We start from the raw sequence: 17,314 nt of genomic DNA on the forward strand, positions 1-17,314 counted from the left end.
GCTGGGCAGGCCTCAGCGGCGGCCGATGATGTCGCCGCCCGCGTCGCCCGGCGGGCCGAAGTCGCCCGGCTGGAACTTGCTGGTGGACGGGCCGGCCCAGTTCTTCGGGCTGGCGGTCGGCGCAGCGGGGCTGCGCACGGGGGTGTCGTCGAAGGGGTCGCGCTGGGTTTCCGGTGCGAAGAACGAGTCCTGCGAGAAGCCGGATTCGTACCACTGCCCCCCCGCGGCGGCCGCTGCAGCGCCCGGCATGGCCGGCGCGGCGGGGTGGTGCGGGGCCATCGGCTGGCCGGTGGCCGGACGCGGTGCCAGGTCGGGCGGCATGCCGGGGACGGCCGGGCGCTGGCCGTCGCCGCCGGTCGGCACCAGCAGCTGCAGTTCGGTGGCCGTGGGCAGCTGGTCCGAGCGGCAGCGCACGTAGCGGATGCGGCAGGCTTCCAGCACCGCCAGCTTGATCGCCGAGACGCGCTTGGCCGGCGGGCGGTTCGGGCGCTCGATGTCCACGGCGGCCAGCACGCGGCCGTTTTCCGCGCAGACCACGAAGCTCACGTGGATCGGGCCGAGCAGGTTGAACCAGTAACGCAGTTCCTCGCGGTCTTCCGGCTGGCAGAAACGCACCAGCGGCAGCTTGGCCAGGATGGTGTGGTGCGGCAGCGCGGTGCGCAGCTGGCGGTAGAGAGCGCGCTCTTCGGGCGAGAAGATCGGGCGCTGGGTCAGCGGCCACTCGGTGGGCAGGTCGACGGACTTGGTGGACGACGCGCCGCCGGAGCGGCGCAGCACCAGGACCGCCAGTCCGACGATGCCGGCGATCGCGGCGAGGGCGAGGATCCAGACTTGGGTGGGCATGGTGCGTTCCGGGGAAATGAAGTGAACAGGTCAGTACTGAATCGGCAGAAGCGGCCGGGACTTGGGCGCCATCCTATGCAATTATGTAACCCGTTGTGAATACCTTGTCTGAGTGAAACATGTTCACGCGGTCATGCCGGAAACGAAAACGGCAGACACGAGGTCTGCCGAATGTGCAACTGTGGAGGTAGATCAGGCCGTTGCCGTCCTGATTTGCCGTCTATCGTGGGGCAACGCCCGTCATTCTGAGCAGCCGGTGCTGGAATTGCCGATACCGCGCCCACGCGTACTGGAGCCGCCGCTGCTGGGCCTTGACCACGTAGTTGACGTCGGCCGCGTGGTTGGCGAACAACTCCTCGAAATGGGTCATCAGGCTGTCGGGCGGCAGCTGCAGCCAGGCTTCCGATTCGCCGCCGTCGCGCCGCATGTCGGCACCGGCCTTGCGGGCGATGCGCAGCATGGCGGTGTTTTCGCTCAGGGCGTGGATGAAGAGGCGGTCGACGCCGTGGTTGCGCGCATGGCGCACCGCGTAGGTGAACAGGCGCCCGCCGAAGCCCTTGCCGCGCGCCCGGTCATCGACCGAGACGGCAAATTCCGCCATGCGGCTCATGCCGTGGTTGGCGCTGGCCAGCTGGCTGTAGGCCAGGTGGGCGATGGCGACCAGTTGCAGGCGCCGGTTGAAGATGCCGAACACGTCGTCGTGCGTGAAGTCCAGCGATGCGGCATACGCACGAATGCGATCGTCATTGGCCGCATAGCCGAATCGCAGGTAGCGATCACGGTCGCCGAGTCCCAGCAAGTGCTGAAGAATCTGCGTGCGATGGACTTCGCCCAGCGGCCGGATCGGAACCCAGCCGGACCGGGACGAGGTCCGCGAGTGGTTAGTTACAGTACCCATGGGGGCGACTGTAGGTGTAAACCCTTAATTCCAGCCATCCCTAAGTCGAGAGTCCCTCATGTCCGTGTTGCATTGCAGCAATTTTCCTTCTGGAGACACCCGGTGCCCCAGCGCAGAGCGTTCCTGACCTCCGTCTTGCTGGCCGGATGTGCGTCGTCGGGCCGACGGACCGCCGCCGTGCGGCCGCCGCACCGTGCGCTGGACGCCGCGGATCTGGCCCTGCTGGACCGCCTCACCTGGGGCGCCAGCGCGGCCAGCGTCGACGACTGGGCCCGGCGCGGCCGGCGCGACGCCGTGCAGGCGCTGCTGCATCCGCCACAGGACACCGCACTGCCCGCGCCGGTGCAGGCGGCGATCGATGCGCTGTCCATCAGCCAGATGCCGCTGCCGGCGCTGGTGGCCGATCTGGAGCAGCGCCGCCGCGGCGAGGACCGCCAGGACTACCAGCAGCGGCTGGCCACTGTGGCGCGCGAGTCGGCCAGCCGCTCGCTGCTGCTGGCCCTGCATGCGCCGCACGGCCTGCGCGAGCAGATGGCCTGGTTCTGGTTCAACCACTTCAATGTCGGGCAGACCAAGGCCAATCTGCGCATGCTGGTCGGCGACTACGAGAGGGCCCTGCGCCCGCACGCGCTCGGCCGCTTCGGCGATCTGCTGGTCGCCAGCGCCACGCACGCGGCCATGCTGCGCTACCTCGACAACGAGCAGAACGCGGCGGGCCGCCTCAACGAGAACCTCGCCCGCGAGCTGATGGAGCTGCACACGCTGGGCGTGGACGGCGGCTACAGCCAGCGCGACGTGCAGGAACTCGCCCGCGTGCTCACCGGCCTGGGCGTGAACCTGGGCGACACCACGCCCAAGGTGGCGCCAAGGCTGCAGCCGCTCTACCGCCGCGAAGGGCTGACCGAGTTCCATCCCGGCCGCCATGATCTGGGCGACAAGACGGTGCTCGGCCAGCTGGTCAAGGGCGGGCGTGGCTGGGACGAGATCCTGGAGCAGCTCGGCGCGCTGGCCCGCCACCCGGCGACCGCGCGCCACGTCTGCCGCAAGCTGGCCGTGTTCCTCGTCGAGGACGCGCCGCCGCCCGCGCTGGTCGAGCGCCTGAGCCAGCGTTTCCTCGCCACTGATGGCGACATCGCGCTGACGCTGGAGACGCTGATCGCCGCGCCCGAGTGCACCGCCTCGCTGGGGCGCAAGTTCAAGGATCCCGTGCACTACGTGCTGTCGGCGCTGCGGCTGGTGGCGGATCCGGCCGCACCGATGGTGGACATGGCGCCGGTGATGGGCGCGCTCAACCGCCTCGGCGAGCCGCTCTACGGCCGCGCCACGCCGGACGGCTATCCGCTCGACGAAGGCGCCTGGAACGGCTCCGGCCAGATGGCGGCCCGTTTCGAGGTGGCGCGCACGCTGAGCCGCCTGCCCGCCGGGCCGGGGCGCGGGGCCCTGGTGCCGGACGAGACGCTGATGCGCCCCTTGAGCGAGCGCACCCGCAGCGTGCTCGCCAAGGCCACCACGCCGCAGGACCGCCACGCGCTGCTGCTGTCGTGCCCCGAGTTCATGCTGCGATGACCCTGGACTGTTGACCCGAACCGAGCGAGGAGCTGCCGATGCCGATGCCGATGTTGCGACGCGATTTCCTGAGGCGGGCCGCCGCCGTGCCGCTGGCGAGCGGTGCGGGTGCGCTGTGGGCGGCGTCGGCTGCCACGCCGCGGCTGCTGGTGGTCTTTCTGCGCGGGGCCTATGACGCGGCGAGCGTGCTGGTGCCGGTGGGCAGCGACGACTACTACGAAGCCCGGCCGCGCATCGCCATCGCCCGCCCCGGCAGTGGTGCCGACGCCGCGCTGGCGCTGCCGGACCAGTCCGACTGGGGCCTCGCCCCCGCCTGGGCCGAGTCGCTGCTGCCGCTCTACGAGCGCGGACAGCTCGCCGCGATCCCCTTCGCCGGCACGCACGACCTGTCGCGCAGCCACTTCGAGACGCAGGACCGGATCGAGCTGGGCCAGTCCGACGATCCTGCGGCGGTGCGCGATTTCCGCTCCGGCTTCCTGAACCGGCTGGCCGAGGTGCTCGGTGCGCGCGACGCCATTGCGCTGACCAGCGACCTGCCGCTGATCCTGCGCGGCGCGGTCAAGGTGCCGAACCTGGCGCTGGGCTCGGTCGGCCGCGGCGGGGTCGATGCCCGCCAGACCGATCTGATCCGCCAGATGTACGCCGGCACGCAGCTCGCCGGCCCGGTCAACGACGGCTTCGACGTGCGCCAGGCCGCGCAGCGCGAGCTGATGGGCGGCATGGAAGCGGCCAGCCGCAACGCCATCACGGCGCGCGGCTTCGAGGGCGAGGCCCGCCGCATCGGCCGCCTGATGCGCGAGCGCTACCGGCTCGGCTTCGTCGATGTCGGCGGCTGGGACACGCACGTCGGGCAGGGCGCGGGCACTGGCGCGCTCGCCACCCGCGTCGGCGAACTCGGCAACGGGCTGGCCGCGCTGGCGCAGGAGCTGGGCGAGGCAGCGTGGCGCGACACGGTGGTGGTCGTGCTCAGCGAGTTCGGCCGCACCTTCCGCGAGAACGGCAACCGCGGCACCGACCACGGGCACGGCTCGACCTACTGGGTGCTGGGCGGGTCGGTGCGCGGCGGGCGGGTGGCGGGCGAGCAGGTCGCGGTGCGGCAGGCGACGCTGCACCAGAACCGGGACTGGCCCGTGCTCAACGACTACCGCGGCGTGTTCGCGGGGCTGTTCCAGCCGATGTATGGCTTGTCACCCGCGCAGCTCGGGCGGGTGTTCGAGGGCGTGACACCGCAACCACTCGGGCTGGTCTGATTCAGCGCTGGCCCATGGCTGTCTCGCCGAACAGTGCGGACAGCCCGCGCGGCTGCGAACGCCAGTACTGCGGCGGCGCCGTGACCTGTCCACCGAGCTTCGCCGCCGCGTGCCACGGCCAGTGCGGGTCGTACAGGATGCCCCGCGCCAGCGCCACCAGATCCGCCTGACCCGCGGCGAGGATGGCCTCGGCCTGCTCCGGCTCGGTGATCAGGCCGACCGCAGTGGTCGGCAGCCCCACCTCGGCGCGCAGCCGCTCGGCCAGAGGGACCTGGTAGCCCGGCCCGACCGGGATCTTCTGTGCCGGCGACACCCCGCCGCTGGACACGTGCAGGAACGCGCAGCCCCGGTCGCGCAGTGCCTGACCGAACACGACGCTCTGATCGGCGTCCCACCCGCCCGCCACCCAGTCGGTGGCCGAGAGCCGCACGCCCACCGGCATGCTCGCCGGAACCGCCGCCCGCACCGCGTCGAACACCGCCAGCGGGAAGCGCATCCGGTTCTCCAGCGAGCCGCCGAACGCGTCCGTGCGGTGGTTCGCGAGCGGCGAGAGGAACTGGTGCAGCAGGTAGCCATGGGCGGCGTGCAGCTCGATCGCGTCGATGCCGAGGCGGTGCGCCCGCTGCGCGGAGTCGACAAAGGCGTCGATCACGCGCTGCAAGCCGGCGGCGTCGAGCGCATCGGGCGGCGTTTCATGGGCGGCGTGCGGCACGGCGGACGGCGCGACCGGCTGCCAGCCCCCTTCGGCGACCGGCACCAGCTGACCGCCACGCCAGGGCACATGGCTCGACGCCTTGCGCCCGGCGTGCGCGAGCTGGATCGCCACCGGCATCGCCGCATGCTGGCGCACCGCACGCAGCACCCGGCCGAGCGCCGCCTCCGTCTCGTCGGACCACAGGCCGAGGTCGCCCGCCGTGATGCGGCCTTCGGGGGAGACGGCGGTGGCCTCGATCGTCAGCAGCCCGGCGCCGGAGAGCGCGAGCTGGCCGAGGTGGATCAGGTGCCAGTCGGTGGCGCAGCCGTCCTCGGCCGAGTACTGGCACATCGGCGCGATCACGATGCGGTTGGGCAGGCGCAGCGGCCCGAGGTCGTAGGGGGTGAAGAGGTGGCTCAAGGCGGAGACTCGCGGACGGTTGGCGACAGGTCCGCAGCGTACGGCAGCCCAGGCAACCGTGCCATGGCGTGCCATCATTCCGGCATGAATGCCTCCGCCGATTCCACCCTCCGCGTCGTGCGCGCCGCCTGCCCCCACGACTGCCCCGACACCTGCGCGATGCAGGTCAGCGTGGACCCCGCCACCGAGCGCGTCGTGCGCATCCAGGGCCGCGCCGAGCATGTGACGACCCACGGCGCGCTCTGCACCAAGGTCTCGCGCTACGCCGAGCGGACTTACCACCCGGAGCGCGTGCTGACGCCGCTGAAGCGCGTCGGGCCGAAGGGCGCCGGGCAGTTCGTCCCCGTGACCTGGGACGAGGCGCTCGCCGACATCGCCACGCGCCTGAAGGCCATCGCCGCCCGCGACCCCGAGGCGATCCTGCCCTACAGCTACGCCGGCACGATGGGCCTGCTGCAGGGCGAGAGCATGGCCGCGCGCTTCTTCCACCGCCTCGGCGCCTCGCTGCTGAACCGCACGATCTGCGCCTCGGCCGGCGGCGACGCACTGGCGGCGACCTATGGCGGCAAGGTCGGGATGCACGTCCGGCATTTCGCCGAGAGCCGGCTGATCGTCATCTGGGGCAGCCACTCGATCGCGTCGAACCTGCACTTCTGGACCTTCGCGCAGCAGGCCAAGCGGGCGGGCGCGAAGCTGGTCTGCATCGACCCGCGCCGCACCGAGACGGCCGACAAGTGCCACGCGCACCTGCAACTCCGCCCCGGCACGGACGGCGCGCTCGCGCTGGCGCTGATGCACGAGCTGATCGTGAACGACTGGCTCGACCAGGCCTACATCGACGCGCATGTGCAGGCCGACGGCTGGCCCGCGCTGCGTGAACGCGCGCTGCAGTGGCCGCCCGAGCGTGCCGCCGAGGTCTGCGGCCTGCCGGTCGAGCAGATCCGCGACCTCGCCCGCGACCTGGGGACCACGAAGCCGGCGGCGATCCGGCTGAACTACGGCATGCAGCGCGTGCGTGGCGGCGGCAATGCCGTGCGGCTGGTCGCGCTGCTGCCGTGCCTGACGGGCGCGTGGCGGCATCGTGCGGGCGGGTTGCTGCTGTCGAGTTCCGGCTGGTTCGGCATGGTCCGCGATGACGCGGCTCGCCAGCGCCCCGACCTGCTCGCCGGCCGCTCGCCGCGCACGATCAACATGAGCACCATCGGCGATGACCTGCTGCGCGAGGCTTCACCCGACTTTGGCCCGAAGGTCGAAGCGCTCATCGTCTACAACAGCAACCCGGTCGCGGTGGCCCCCGAGTCGCCGAAGGTGGTGCGCGGCTTCGCCCGGGACGACCTGTTCACCGTCGTGCTCGAACACTTCCTGACCGACACCGCCGACCACGCCGACTACGTGCTGCCCGCGACGACGCAGCTCGAACACCTCGACCTCCACACCAGCTACGGCCACACCGACGTGCTGCTCAACGAGCCGGCGATTGCGCCGCTAGGCGAGTCGCTGCCGAACACGGAGATCTTCCGCCGGCTCGCGGCGGCGATGGGCTTCGACGAGCCGTGTTTCCGCGACAGCGACGAGGCGCTGGCCGAGCAGACGCTGCGGGGCGCCGTGACCTATGAGGCATTGAAAGCATCGCCCGGCTGGATGAGCCTGCCGATCGCGGACGCGCCGTTTGCCGAGGGTGGTTTCCCGACGCGGGATGGTCGGGTGCAGATCGACGTGCCGGGGCTCGGCCTGCCCGACCACCTGGAGCCGCACGAGTCGGTGGTTTCGGCGCCGGCGCTGGCCGCACGCTACCCGCTGGCGATGATTTCCCCACCGGCGCGCAACTTCCTCAACTCGACCTTTGTCAACGTGAAGAGCCTGCGCGACATCGAGTCCGAGCCGATCGTCGAGGTCCACCCCGACGACGCCGCCGCCCGCGGGCTGGCCGACCGGGCGCCGGTGCGTGTCTTCAACGACCGCGGCAGCTACCACTGCACCGCCCGCGTCAGCACCCGTGCCCGGCCCGGTGTCGTCAATGGCTTGGGTATCTGGTGGCGCAAGCTCGGCTCGCACGGCACCAACGTCAACGAGGTCACGCACCAGCAACTCACCGACATCGGACAGGCGCCGTGTTTCTACGACGTGCTGGTCGAGGTGGAGGCTGCGGGGTGAGGGCGCTTCGGACGCTGTCCCTCATGCTGGCCGTGGCGCTGTCGGCGTGCGCGACGACCGCGGCGGACGACGTGGATTCGGCGTGGCGGCCGGGCTACCTGTGGCAGTCGGTGGCGGGGCATCTGCAGATGCTCGCGGCGGCGCGGCCGGTGGACGAGGTGCTGGCCGATCCCGCCACGCCGGACGACCTCCGCCAGCGCCTCGAACTCAGCCGCACCCTGCGCGACTACGCCAGCCGCGCGCTGGCGCTGCCGGACAACGCGAGCTACCGCCGCTACGCCGACCTCGGGCGGTCGGCGGCGGTGTGGAACGTGGTGGCCGCGCCCGAGCTGTCGCTCAAGCTGAAGACCTGGTGCTTCCCGGTGCTGGGCTGCGTCGGCTACCGCGGCTACTTCGACAAGGCCGAGGCCGAGATGCTGGCCAGCGCGCTGCGGGCGCAGGGCTGGGAGGCCAACGTCTACGGCGTGCCGGCCTACTCGACGCTGGGCAAGCTGCCGGGCAGCGTCTTCGCCGATCCGCTGCTCAACACCTTCCTGCGCGGCGCCGAGGTCGATCTGGCGCGGCTGGTCTTCCACGAACTGGCGCACCAGGTCGCCTACGCGGACGGGGACACGACGTTCAACGAGTCCTACGCGACGGCCGTCGAGCGCATCGGCAGCCGGCAGTGGCTGGCGCAGGGCGGCCGTGAGGCGCTGATCGCATCGACCGAGGCGCTGGACCGCCGCCGTGCCGAATTCCGCGCGATGACGATGCGCGCCCGCGACCGGCTGGAGGCGCTCTACCGCAGCGATGTTCCGGACGAGGACAAGCGCCGCGGGAAGGCGCTCCTGATGGTCGAGCTGCGCGCGGAGTACGCACGCTGGCGGGACGAATCGTGGGGTGGGGACCGGGCCTACGACGCCTGGTTCGACAGCGTCAACAACGCGCGGCTGGGGGTGCTGGCGGCCTACAACGCGCAGGTGCCGGCCTTTGAGCGCCTGTTCGAGCAGCAGGGACGCGACTGGCCGCGTTTCCACGCCGAGGTGCGCCGGCTGGCCGCGCTGCCCAAGGCAGAACGCGACGCAGCCTTGGCCTCACTTCAGTGATTCGATGAGGTCGATGTAGTTCTGGCGGGCGGTGTCGGCGGAGGTGCCGGTCAGTGCGGACCAGGCGTCGAACTTGGCGCGGGCGACGAAGTCCGTCATGCCGGGGCGTTCGCCGCTGGCGTCGCCTTCGGAGGCCTGCTTGTACAGCGCGTAGATCTGGAGCAGCGTCCTGTTGTCAGGACGTTCGGGCAGTTGCTTCGAGTCGGCAACGGCCTGGGTGAAGGCGGCTTGGAGATCGGACATGGCCTGGTGACTGCGGCAGTGGTGATCTGAGGCAGTGTACGCAGGCCGCTGCCTCAGAACCCCATGCGCGCCAGCAGATCATCGACCTCGTTCTGGTCCGAGACAACATCCGTGCGGGCCTCGGGATTCACCACGGGTCCGTGGAGATCATCCTCGTTGACCATGGCGGCCGACGGTTTGTATTCCGGAGCGATCTGCAGCAGCAACTGGACCAGATTCTGTTCCAGATCGGCCGTGAGCCGAACGACCTTGCTCACGATCTGGCCCGTCAGATCGTGGAAGTCCTGGGCCACCATGATGTTGGTCAGGTGGTCGTCGATGCGCTGGGCGCAGCCCTGCACCTGGGCAATCCCTGCATGCATTTGCGCTTCCGTTGCCGGATCGGCCTGGGCCGACAGCCTGGTCTGTATCTCCCGGGCTGCGTCGCTGATGCATTGCTGCTCCAGCTTGGCGGCATCGACCGAGTTCAGCACCTTTTCTGCTGCCTCGGAGGTTTTTCTCGCGATGTAGTTCAGCCGACTGCGTGCATCGGGCAGTGCCTGCGTGGCGGCCTGCAGATCGCCCATCAGACCCATCTGCGCGACGGAGTCGTGCAGTTTTCGCGTGATTTCACCGATCTGCCGGATCACCTCGGGCGAGGCATAGTGATTTTGCTGGTCAGTCATGGTGGTCTCCACGGGTTAAGCCGTCACGGGCATCTTCTGGACGATCTTGGTGACTTTTTCTTCCAGCGTGGCTTTGGTGAACGGCTTGACGATGTAGCCAGCCGCACCGGTCTGGGCAGCCCGGACAATGTCTTCCTTGCGCGCTTCGGCCGTGACCATCAGCACGGGGATGTGGCACAACGCTGGATCCTGCTTGATCTGGTTGAGCAGTTCGAAGCCATCCATGTTCGGCATGTTGATGTCGCTCACCACGAAGTCGATGCGGCTGTTGCGCAGGACCTGGAGTGCGTTGACACCATCCTCGGCCTCCTCGATGTGCAGGCAGCCCATTTCCTTGAGCAGCCCGCGCACGATGCGGCGCATGGTGGAGAAGTCGTCGACGACGAGAAAGCGGAGATCGGGGCAGGCGGGCATTACGAATCCTTCAGCGTGAATGGGCCGTAGACAGGGTTATCGGCCAGTGGCCGGCGGACTTGAGACTGGGTCATCGGCGGGAATGGCGTTGACGGACGTGGCGTCCCCGCTGTCGAAGAAGCGTTCCTCGGCCTCGCGCGTCATCACGATGATGCTGATGCGGCGGTTGACCGGATTCCTGGGGTCACGCTTGTCGAAGGGCACGCTGGCGGAGAGCCCCTGGACCCGCAGCACGCGGTCGTCCTTGAGCCCCCCGGCGATCAGCTCCCGCCGCGAGGCGTTGGCGCGGTCGCTCGACAGCTCCCAGTTGCTGTAGCCGCCCGTGCCGCCGGAGAAGGGCAGGGCGTCGGTGTGGCCTTCGAGGGTGAGCTTGTTGGGCACTTCGGTGAGCACGCTGCCGATGGCGCGCAGGATGTCGCGCATGTAGGGCTTCACCTGGTCGAGGCCGCTGTCGAACATGGGCCGGTTCTGCTCGTCGACGATCTGGATGCGCAGGCCGTCGCGGGTCATGTCCAGCCGGATCTGGGACTTGAAGGCGGCGAGCTGCGGCGAGGCGGAGACGACTTCCTTGACGCGCTCGCGCAGGCCTTCGAGGCGCTGTTTCTCGGCCTGCGCCTGGTTGGCCTTGAGGGCCTGGAGCTGGTAGGTCTTGCGCTCGGCCTCGATGTCGCCGCGCTTGACCTGGCCGCCCGAGCGGTTGATGTCCTGGCCGCCGCCCTTGATGACGGACGAGGAGTCGCCGGAGCCGGAGCCGCCGCCCATCAGCGCCACCTTCAGCGGCGACTGGAAGTAGTCCTGCAGGCCCTTCTTGTCGCCGTCGGTCGTGGAGCCGAGCAGCCACATCAGCAGGAAGAAGGCCATCATCGCCGTCACGAAGTCGGCGTAGGCGATCTTCCAGGCGCCGCCATGTGCTCCATGGCCGCCCTTCTTGATCTTCTTGATGATGATGGGCTGCAGTTTCTTGGCGTCACCGGCCATGGGAGTCTCCTGTGATCACTTCTTCTTGACGTGCTGTTCCAGCTCGATGAAGGTGGGCCGCTCGGTCGAATACAGCACCTTGCGGCCGAACTCGATGGCGATCTGCGGCGCGTAGCCCTGCATCGAGGCCAGCAGCACGGTCTTGACGCACTGCAGTTCCTTGCTGTCCTCGTCGTTCTTCTGCTCCATCAGGCCCGCCAGCGGCTCTGCAAAACCGTAGGCCAGCAGGATGCCCAGGAAGGTGCCGACCAGTGCCGAGCCGATCATCCCGCCCAGCACCGCCGGCGGCTGGCCCACCGAGCCCATGGTGTTCACCACGCCCAGCACCGCGGCCACGATGCCGAAGGCGGGCAGGGCGCCGGCCAGGCGGGCGATGGCTGCGGATGCACCGTGGGCCTCGTGGTGGTGGGTCTCGAGTTCGGTGTCCATCAGGGACTCGATCTCGTGGGCGTTGAGGTTGCCCGAGACCATCATGCGCAGGTAGTCGCAGACGAACTCGGTGACGTGGTGGTCATTGCCGACGATGGGGAACTTCTGGAACAGCGCCGAGGCGTGCGGGTCCTCGATGTCCTTCTCGATCGACATCAACCCTTCCTTGCGGGTCTTCTGCAGGATCTCGAACAGCATCGCCAGCAGTTCCATGGCGCGGGCCTTGGAGTGCTTGGAGGCCTTGAAACAGCCCGCCAGGCCCCTGCCGGACGCCTTGAGCACCTTCATCTGGTTGTTGGCAACGAAGGCGCCGAGCGCACCGCCGAAGATGGTGAGCATCTCGAACGGCAGCGCCTTCATGATGACGCCCATGTTGCCGCCGTGCATGGCGTAGACGCCGAAGATACAGCCGATGGCGACCGCCCAGCCAATGATGACGAACATGAGAGACCTTTTCCTCAGATGACTTCATGGGGTGCTGCGGTAGCGGGGAGACCCGCCAACGGCACCATGATTTGCATATCGGTCAGGAGGGATCGACACTTGAGTCGTGGTCCCGCGGGCCGTGGCCGGTGCCGGGACGGGTTTCACGGATTGCGTAGATCCACACCGGGCGCTGACCCGGTTGCTGCAGGCGCGCGTGGGGACGCAGCCCCTTCGCCTCGAATTCCAAGCTGACGAGCCAGGAGCCAGGGCGCATCTCGCGCTGTGCCTTCTCGACCGCGCGGGGCATGCTCTCGGGGCGCTGGAAGAGGTAGACCAGATCGTGGTGGGCCCAGGACTGCGCCCACATGTCGCCTTGCCGGATGCGCGCCCAGGGGCAGCGCAGTGCGGCGATCAGTCGCCAGGGACGGCTCCACTCGGTGCCTTCCAGCCCGGCGGTCGGCCAGACCCGCCGCAGGGCCTGCAGACCGTGGCCCAGGCCGCAGCCGGCGTCCAGCACCCGGGCGCCAGCAGGCAGGTCGATCAGTTCGTCGAGACCATCGAGTGCCGTTGTTCCGGTCGGAAACAGAGGGGCATCTGACCATGCCCGTACCGGATAGGCCACTGCCAGCAGGACCAGCGGCAACAGCCACCACACTGCCGACCACCCGCTGGCCAGTCCGCTCAGCGCGAACGACAGCGGGAAGCCGGCGGCGATCATCAGCCGGCGCCAGCGCGAGGTGGCCAGCAGGGCCAGACCCATTCCCGTCACTGATGCGCAGCCAACGGCTGTGCCGGCTGACATTCCCAATGACATCAATCCGGCCCACTGACCCCAGACAAGGGCCCAGGACAGCAGGGCGGGCAACGGCCAGTGGTCTGACTTCCCGGGGCGGACCTCAGGTGACTTCCTGCCCGAGGGGTTCGATTTCGGCCATTTCGCCGCCGACTTGGACGCTGATTTGATCGCAGTCGATTTCATCATCTGGAACGATCCAGTTGGCTTGCATGGTTCTGGCGACCGTTCGTTCGTGCGCCGTCGTTGGAATCTTCTTGAGCGTGACCCGCATGAAGGCAGCCTTCTCCTTTTCACACGGATTCAGCTGAGTATCCAGGTAGCAGGATTTTTCGATCTCGAATCGATGCTCGAACCAGCCCAGATACCAGAACCACTGGGTGTAATAGACCCAGGAGTTTTCATTGAGCGCCCGGATGTGTGTCGGATCCTGCCATGCTGTCAGTGCCCGTTCGTAAGGTACTTCAATCTCGAACAGTCCGCCTTCTGCCAGCAGATCCAGGCACTGGGTCATGAGGCCAGTCAGATTCGGTACATGTTCCAGCACATTGTTGGCGTAAATAGTCTCGAATTGACCGCGACTCAGGTGCACGAGTCCGCAGGTGCGGCTCTTCATGTCGATCGGAAGCTGGACTTTCTGGCTCAGATCCATCACCACGTCTGGCTCGGCTCTTTCCAGAATGTCGACGTTCAGCCATCCTGGTTTGTAATCCTTGCCGGATCCAAGGTTCATCCTGACCGGACGCCAGGGGCCTGCGGTGACATGTCTGGCATGTCCTTGGTGGTAGCCTTGCGCGAATTCCAGGATTTCGGCAAAGTTGTCCGTCGCATCCAGTTGCTTGAAATAGGCCAGCTGGTTTTGTGCCTGCTCCTGCCATGCGGGTGTTCCGAACTTGGAGGAGAAGAATTCTTCGATGTTCTCGTCCGAGAACCAGGAGACGGCATCTTCGTAGAACGGGGCCGGATTGGTATTGATGTTTCGCTCTGAAACGACGGGAGTTCCCAGGCTCAGACAGTGAGACACCCGCACCTGCTCGAAGCGGCTTGATTCGTAGAAGTGACAGTTCAGTACTGCCTTAGCCTGACGGATGTAGTGATCTCGTTCGGCGCAATAGATCGGCTTATCGAATACGCTCACCGAGATGCCTTGCATTTCTATGCGGTCGAGCAGCTTCTTCCGGCGCTCGTTCATCGATCCGAAAAATAGCAGATCGATCGGTCGATCTTCAATCGGGATGGATGGCTGCTTATTCTCGCGCGCCAAATATGGCGCACTGACGAAGTGTGCGATGGGAACGTCTTCCGGATATTTTGTATATGCAGAAATATTTTCTTGATCGTAGTCAATCACGGCTGAGCCGCTTAACAGGTCTAGGTAGCTTTTCGGAACTTTTGCTCCGCCATGGCCTAGTTGCTCTAGGTTGACGAATATGCAGGTGTGGCGCTGCCGTTGTGCAGGATCGAATCCTAGATGGGCTCCGAAAACGAAGTTGATGGCGCCATGCTGAAGCCTGTTTTTTGACAGGGTGACGTTGGCGCCAAGCTGTCTAAGCTGGAATCTGAAATATCTTGCCGGATCAAGCAGACCCAATGAGTGGATTTTGCCCACCCGTTGCATGATACATATATTAATGTTAGGCAAATTCATTGTATTGAGTCCAGATTATTGATGAATTTTTTCAGGCGACAGGCCTATGAATTAACGATCTGCTGCGGCACTTGCAGCAATCGTTCGGGTGGTTCAGTCACCCAGCAATTTCCTCTTGAGACGGATGCGTGTCATTTCCTCGATATTGGAACGCTCACGTGATCCGAATTTTTCCTGAACCAGTTGCAGGTACGGTTCATGCGTGAAGTAGCGTTGCCACGCCATGTCGCGAAATCGCAGCACATCCGCAGCGCTGACATGCTTTGTGGCCATGGGTTGGCATTCGTATGACAGGAATGCGTACCCCGCGTAGCTGTCTGGAAGTGTCGACCCGTTGCGGAGCGCGTCACGGAACATGGGGCTGCCTGGCAACGCTTGGCATGGGTACATGTTGGTCATCTCGGTGTTGAGCTCCAGTGCCAGGTCAAGTGTTTGCTGCATCGTGTCGAGCGTGTCATCTGGAAAACCGAAAATATAGTTGCTGATGACATTGATGCCACTGTTCCGGACGGTGGTGCATATCTCCCGGATATTAACTTCCTGGAACGAACCCTTGGAAACTTCCTTGCGCACCATCTGGTTGCCAGCCTCGATGCCCAGTGCAAGCCAGCCGATACCGGCACGGCGGAACAGGTCCAGCGCTGCAGGGCGGACCGTATCGACACGGGAATAGGCCCACATGCGCAGGTTCAGGTCGCGCTCGACCACCTGCTGAAGCAGCGGTTCGTAGTAGCGCCGATTGAGGAAGAACATTTCATCGCTGATGCGCACTGTTTCGCATCCCATGCGGGCGAGCTTTTCCAGTTCGTTGGCAATCAACCCTGGACTCCAGAAGCGCATGCCGCGCGAATGGGCTGCATGCACATCGTCGCCGTTGTCGCTCCGGTTGATGATGTTGATCATGCAGAAGTCGCAGCCGAAGTTGCAGCCGAGCGAGGTGTAGATCGCTGCGAATGGCGTGCGCTTGGAATGGTCAAAGCCGGCGTGCCAGAAGTGCGCACGGTACAGATCGAGTGGGCGATTGCGGTAGGGCAACAGATCCCATGCATAGCCGGGCAGATCGATGTCCATGCGCTCCTGTGGCACCACCCGCTGCGGTGGGTTCAGCCACAGCAGTGGTAAGCCCGAGCCAACCTGCTTCTTGTAGCCGATGCCTGCCACCGATGCGATGTCACTCTTCAGGTTGCCGCGAAGCAGGTCGTGCAGTGCGTAGACACCTTCATTGAGAAACACGATGTCGACGTATGGCAACGCCAGTACTTCCTTCGGCAGTGCGCTGGTGTGCGAGCCGACGAACGCGATGGGTGTGTTACCAATTTCGGCCTTGATCTGTGCTGCGAGTTGGGTTCCGCCGATCATGCTGGTTGTGCCCGAATTCGGGTTCTGGCCGTAGATGACGAAGACCACCAGGCGCGGTTTCAGGTCACGTATCCGCTGCACGGCGGCATCCAGCGAGAGCTTCTCCGCGTCGCAATCCATGATCGCCACATTGAAATCCTGAGCGCGGCATGACTGCGCCAGCAGCAGTGCCCAAGTTGGCGGCTCAATGGCAGAGAAGGTCGTGGACAGTGCCTGATAGGCCTGCGCCGACGAGTCCGGGTTGATGAACAGGACGTCGAGCGCACGCCCAGCGACGGAAACCGAGGCAGTAGAAGTCATTGCGGAGTTCCTGGCAGGACTATCAGTCCCAATAGACTGGGCGGCGACCGTTGTCGACCCATTCAAGGATCTGTTTGACGCGGTGCTCTGTGGTGTGGTGTTTCAACGCATTGGCTTGGGCCTGGGAACCGATGCGTTCAGCGAGGCCCGGTTCGCGGCGCAGGCGTTCCAGCGCGTCGGCCAAGCTGTCCGGGCTGTCGTTGGCAAAGAACAGGATGGTTTCGTTTTCGTGGAACAGGCGGGCATTCTGCGAACGATCCGGAATGTGCCAGCTCACCACCGGCTGCCCGACGGCCATGCTTTCGATTACCCGCCCGGCATAGGTCTTCACGAACGAGGGCAGATTGACGGTCGCCATCGCATCTCCCAGACCGTTGAGATAGCACTCGAACAGCGATGCCCTTACCGTGTGCATGGTTTGAACGAACTCATCGGTCGCTTCTGCCTGAAATGGTCCCTGCAACAGTTCGTTGCGCAGACCCCAGTTGAGCAGGTCGAACATGGCGGGCAGCTGGGTCTGGTGCTCGCGCGAGGGGCGAAATTCCAGTAGAGATTCGAGGCGTGGATGTTGTCCGTACTTCACCCGGCGTGCATACGCGGTGCCGATGAAAATGGCCGGTCGATCCACTTGGGGCCTGGATGCGCGGAAGAAGCGTACCGGTACATGGCAGGGAGTCCAGATCGCCTCTTTACCCAGTTCGGCGATGGTGCGCACGTCGTTCTCGTCGACCGTGCAGAAGTGGGTCACGTGGGGTAGTACGGCCGCTTGCATGCGGGCGACTCGAATTCGCAGTTCTGGCAGTTCGGCGTACTCGGCTTCGTCATAGCGCAGGGTCTCCATGACGATGCCGACCCGTACCGGTGCAAGCGTCGCCAGCCAGGCAAAATCGCGCTCCTTCAGCGGGGGGGGGAGTGTCGCGGACCATCGCATGCAGACGCTGTGAGTCACCTCGTTGATCCATACCTGATCGAATTTCCGGTCGCCCACGATTTCCGCCGCACGCAACCAGCACGACGTCAGGATTACCTGCACCTCATGACCTTGGGCGCGCAGTCCGTCGACATAACTCAGATGGGTGGTGTAAGACCACTGGCGGGCAGCAGCCCACTGGAGCATGTCGTGCTGGACGTAGAGGATCTTCATCGCGG

General features: G+C 66.2%; 16 protein-coding genes. 4 read left to right on the forward strand and 12 right to left on the reverse strand.

Annotated elements, in window-relative coordinates; genetic code table 11:
- Nucleotides 1-12 precede the first annotated feature (12 nt).
- Nucleotides 13-843, reverse strand: a complete 831-nt coding sequence (locus tag BDD16_RS11805) for a DUF2726 domain-containing protein (RefSeq protein ID WP_179634132.1) — start codon at nucleotides 841-843, stop codon at nucleotides 13-15.
- Nucleotides 844-1,063: 220 nt separating this feature from the next.
- Nucleotides 1,064-1,741 carry a GNAT family N-acetyltransferase gene (locus BDD16_RS11810; RefSeq protein ID WP_179634133.1) on the reverse strand — a complete coding sequence of 226 codons (678 nt, stop codon included), beginning with the start codon at nucleotides 1,739-1,741 and terminating at the stop codon, nucleotides 1,064-1,066.
- Between the two features lie 102 nt (nucleotides 1,742-1,843).
- Here BDD16_RS11810 and BDD16_RS11815 point away from each other — a divergent pair, with 102 nt between their 5' ends.
- On the forward strand, nucleotides 1,844-3,307 hold the full coding sequence (locus BDD16_RS11815; protein ID WP_310732826.1) for a DUF1800 domain-containing protein: 1,464 nt from the start codon (nucleotides 1,844-1,846) through the stop codon (nucleotides 3,305-3,307).
- Between the two features lie 50 nt (nucleotides 3,308-3,357).
- Nucleotides 3,358-4,557 (forward strand): DUF1501 domain-containing protein, encoded by a 1,200-nt coding sequence (locus BDD16_RS11820; RefSeq protein WP_179636125.1) that lies wholly within the window; start codon nucleotides 3,358-3,360, stop codon nucleotides 4,555-4,557.
- A gap of 1 nt (nucleotide 4,558) precedes the next feature.
- On the opposite strand, the gene BDD16_RS11825 is transcribed toward BDD16_RS11820, so the two are convergent.
- Nucleotides 4,559-5,671, reverse strand: a complete 1,113-nt coding sequence (locus BDD16_RS11825) for an NADH:flavin oxidoreductase/NADH oxidase (protein WP_179634135.1) — start codon at nucleotides 5,669-5,671, stop codon at nucleotides 4,559-4,561.
- An 84-nt stretch (nucleotides 5,672-5,755) separates the two neighbouring features.
- Between BDD16_RS11825 and BDD16_RS11830 the strand changes: the two genes are divergently transcribed.
- Nucleotides 5,756-7,825 carry a molybdopterin-containing oxidoreductase family protein gene (locus tag BDD16_RS11830; protein WP_179634136.1) on the forward strand — a complete coding sequence of 690 codons (2,070 nt, stop codon included), beginning with the start codon at nucleotides 5,756-5,758 and terminating at the stop codon, nucleotides 7,823-7,825.
- Complete coding sequence (locus BDD16_RS11835; RefSeq protein WP_310732825.1) at nucleotides 7,822-8,910, forward strand: aminopeptidase; 1,089 nt, start codon at nucleotides 7,822-7,824, stop codon at nucleotides 8,908-8,910. The genes BDD16_RS11830 and BDD16_RS11835 overlap by 4 nt, the downstream gene beginning before the upstream one ends.
- On the opposite strand, the gene BDD16_RS11840 is transcribed toward BDD16_RS11835, so the two are convergent.
- The 9 genes from BDD16_RS11840 to BDD16_RS11880 all read right to left on the reverse strand — a co-directional run bounded on the left by BDD16_RS11840 (nucleotide 8,899) and on the right by BDD16_RS11880 (nucleotide 17,309).
- Complete coding sequence (locus tag BDD16_RS11840) at nucleotides 8,899-9,153, reverse strand: acyl-CoA-binding protein (RefSeq protein WP_179634137.1); 255 nt, start codon at nucleotides 9,151-9,153, stop codon at nucleotides 8,899-8,901. The genes BDD16_RS11835 and BDD16_RS11840 overlap by 12 nt on opposite strands.
- Before the next feature lie 53 nt (nucleotides 9,154-9,206).
- Nucleotides 9,207-9,818, reverse strand: coding sequence for a protein phosphatase CheZ (locus BDD16_RS11845; RefSeq protein ID WP_179634138.1), 612 nt, complete (start codon nucleotides 9,816-9,818; stop codon nucleotides 9,207-9,209).
- Nucleotides 9,819-9,833: 15 nt separating this feature from the next.
- Entirely contained in the window at nucleotides 9,834-10,232 is a 399-nt protein-coding gene (gene cheY, locus BDD16_RS11850) for a chemotaxis response regulator CheY (protein ID WP_179634139.1), read from the reverse strand.
- 36 nt (nucleotides 10,233-10,268) lie between these two features.
- Nucleotides 10,269-11,210 carry a flagellar motor protein MotB gene (gene motB / locus BDD16_RS11855; protein ID WP_179634140.1) on the reverse strand — a complete coding sequence of 314 codons (942 nt, stop codon included), beginning with the start codon at nucleotides 11,208-11,210 and terminating at the stop codon, nucleotides 10,269-10,271.
- 15 nt (nucleotides 11,211-11,225) lie between these two features.
- Nucleotides 11,226-12,083: a flagellar motor stator protein MotA gene (gene motA / locus BDD16_RS11860; RefSeq protein WP_179634141.1), complete on the reverse strand. Its 858-nt coding sequence runs from the start codon at nucleotides 12,081-12,083 to the stop codon at nucleotides 11,226-11,228.
- Nucleotides 12,084-12,165: 82 nt separating this feature from the next.
- The gene (locus BDD16_RS11865) at nucleotides 12,166-12,825 is read right to left on the reverse strand and encodes a class I SAM-dependent methyltransferase (RefSeq protein ID WP_179634142.1); all 660 of its coding nucleotides are present in this window, start codon (nucleotides 12,823-12,825) and stop codon (nucleotides 12,166-12,168) included.
- Nucleotides 12,826-12,961: 136 nt separating this feature from the next.
- The gene (locus tag BDD16_RS11870) at nucleotides 12,962-14,476 is read right to left on the reverse strand and encodes a class I SAM-dependent methyltransferase (RefSeq protein ID WP_246332530.1); all 1,515 of its coding nucleotides are present in this window, start codon (nucleotides 14,474-14,476) and stop codon (nucleotides 12,962-12,964) included.
- 123 nt (nucleotides 14,477-14,599) lie between these two features.
- Nucleotides 14,600-16,165, reverse strand: coding sequence for a B12-binding domain-containing radical SAM protein (locus BDD16_RS11875; RefSeq protein ID WP_179634144.1), 1,566 nt, complete (start codon nucleotides 16,163-16,165; stop codon nucleotides 14,600-14,602).
- Between the two features lie 22 nt (nucleotides 16,166-16,187).
- A complete protein-coding gene (locus BDD16_RS11880; RefSeq protein ID WP_179634145.1) occupies nucleotides 16,188-17,309 on the reverse strand; it encodes a glycosyltransferase family protein in 1,122 nt (373 codons plus the stop codon).
- Nucleotides 17,310-17,314: the final 5 nt, after the last annotated feature.

It is taken from the genome of Sphaerotilus montanus, assembly GCF_013410775.1.
Taxonomy (GTDB): Bacteria; Pseudomonadota; Gammaproteobacteria; order Burkholderiales; family Burkholderiaceae_C; genus Sphaerotilus; species Sphaerotilus montanus.

Coding starts and splice junctions, on each gene's coding strand:
- motA (WP_179634141.1), bottom strand. CDS start 12,083: ATGTTCGTCATCATTGGCTGGGCGGTCGCCATCGGCTGTATCTTCGGC.
- BDD16_RS11810 (WP_179634133.1), bottom strand. CDS start 1,741: ATGGGTACTGTAACTAACCACTCGCGGACCTCGTCCCGGTCCGGCTGG.
- BDD16_RS11820 (WP_179636125.1), top strand. CDS start 3,358: ATGTTGCGACGCGATTTCCTGAGGCGGGCCGCCGCCGTGCCGCTGGCG.
- BDD16_RS11805 (WP_179634132.1), bottom strand. CDS start 843: ATGCCCACCCAAGTCTGGATCCTCGCCCTCGCCGCGATCGCCGGCATC.
- BDD16_RS11880 (WP_179634145.1), bottom strand. CDS start 17,309: ATGAAGATCCTCTACGTCCAGCACGACATGCTCCAGTGGGCTGCTGCC.
- BDD16_RS11840 (WP_179634137.1), bottom strand. CDS start 9,153: ATGTCCGATCTCCAAGCCGCCTTCACCCAGGCCGTTGCCGACTCGAAG.
- BDD16_RS11875 (WP_179634144.1), bottom strand. CDS start 16,165: ATGACTTCTACTGCCTCGGTTTCCGTCGCTGGGCGTGCGCTCGACGTC.
- BDD16_RS11845 (WP_179634138.1), bottom strand. CDS start 9,818: ATGACTGACCAGCAAAATCACTATGCCTCGCCCGAGGTGATCCGGCAG.
- BDD16_RS11870 (WP_246332530.1), bottom strand. CDS start 14,476: ATGCAACGGGTGGGCAAAATCCACTCATTGGGTCTGCTTGATCCGGCA.
- cheY (WP_179634139.1), bottom strand. CDS start 10,232: ATGCCCGCCTGCCCCGATCTCCGCTTTCTCGTCGTCGACGACTTCTCC.
- BDD16_RS11865 (WP_179634142.1), bottom strand. CDS start 12,825: ATGGGTCTGGCCCTGCTGGCCACCTCGCGCTGGCGCCGGCTGATGATC.
- motB (WP_179634140.1), bottom strand. CDS start 11,210: ATGGCCGGTGACGCCAAGAAACTGCAGCCCATCATCATCAAGAAGATC.
- BDD16_RS11830 (WP_179634136.1), top strand. CDS start 5,756: ATGAATGCCTCCGCCGATTCCACCCTCCGCGTCGTGCGCGCCGCCTGC.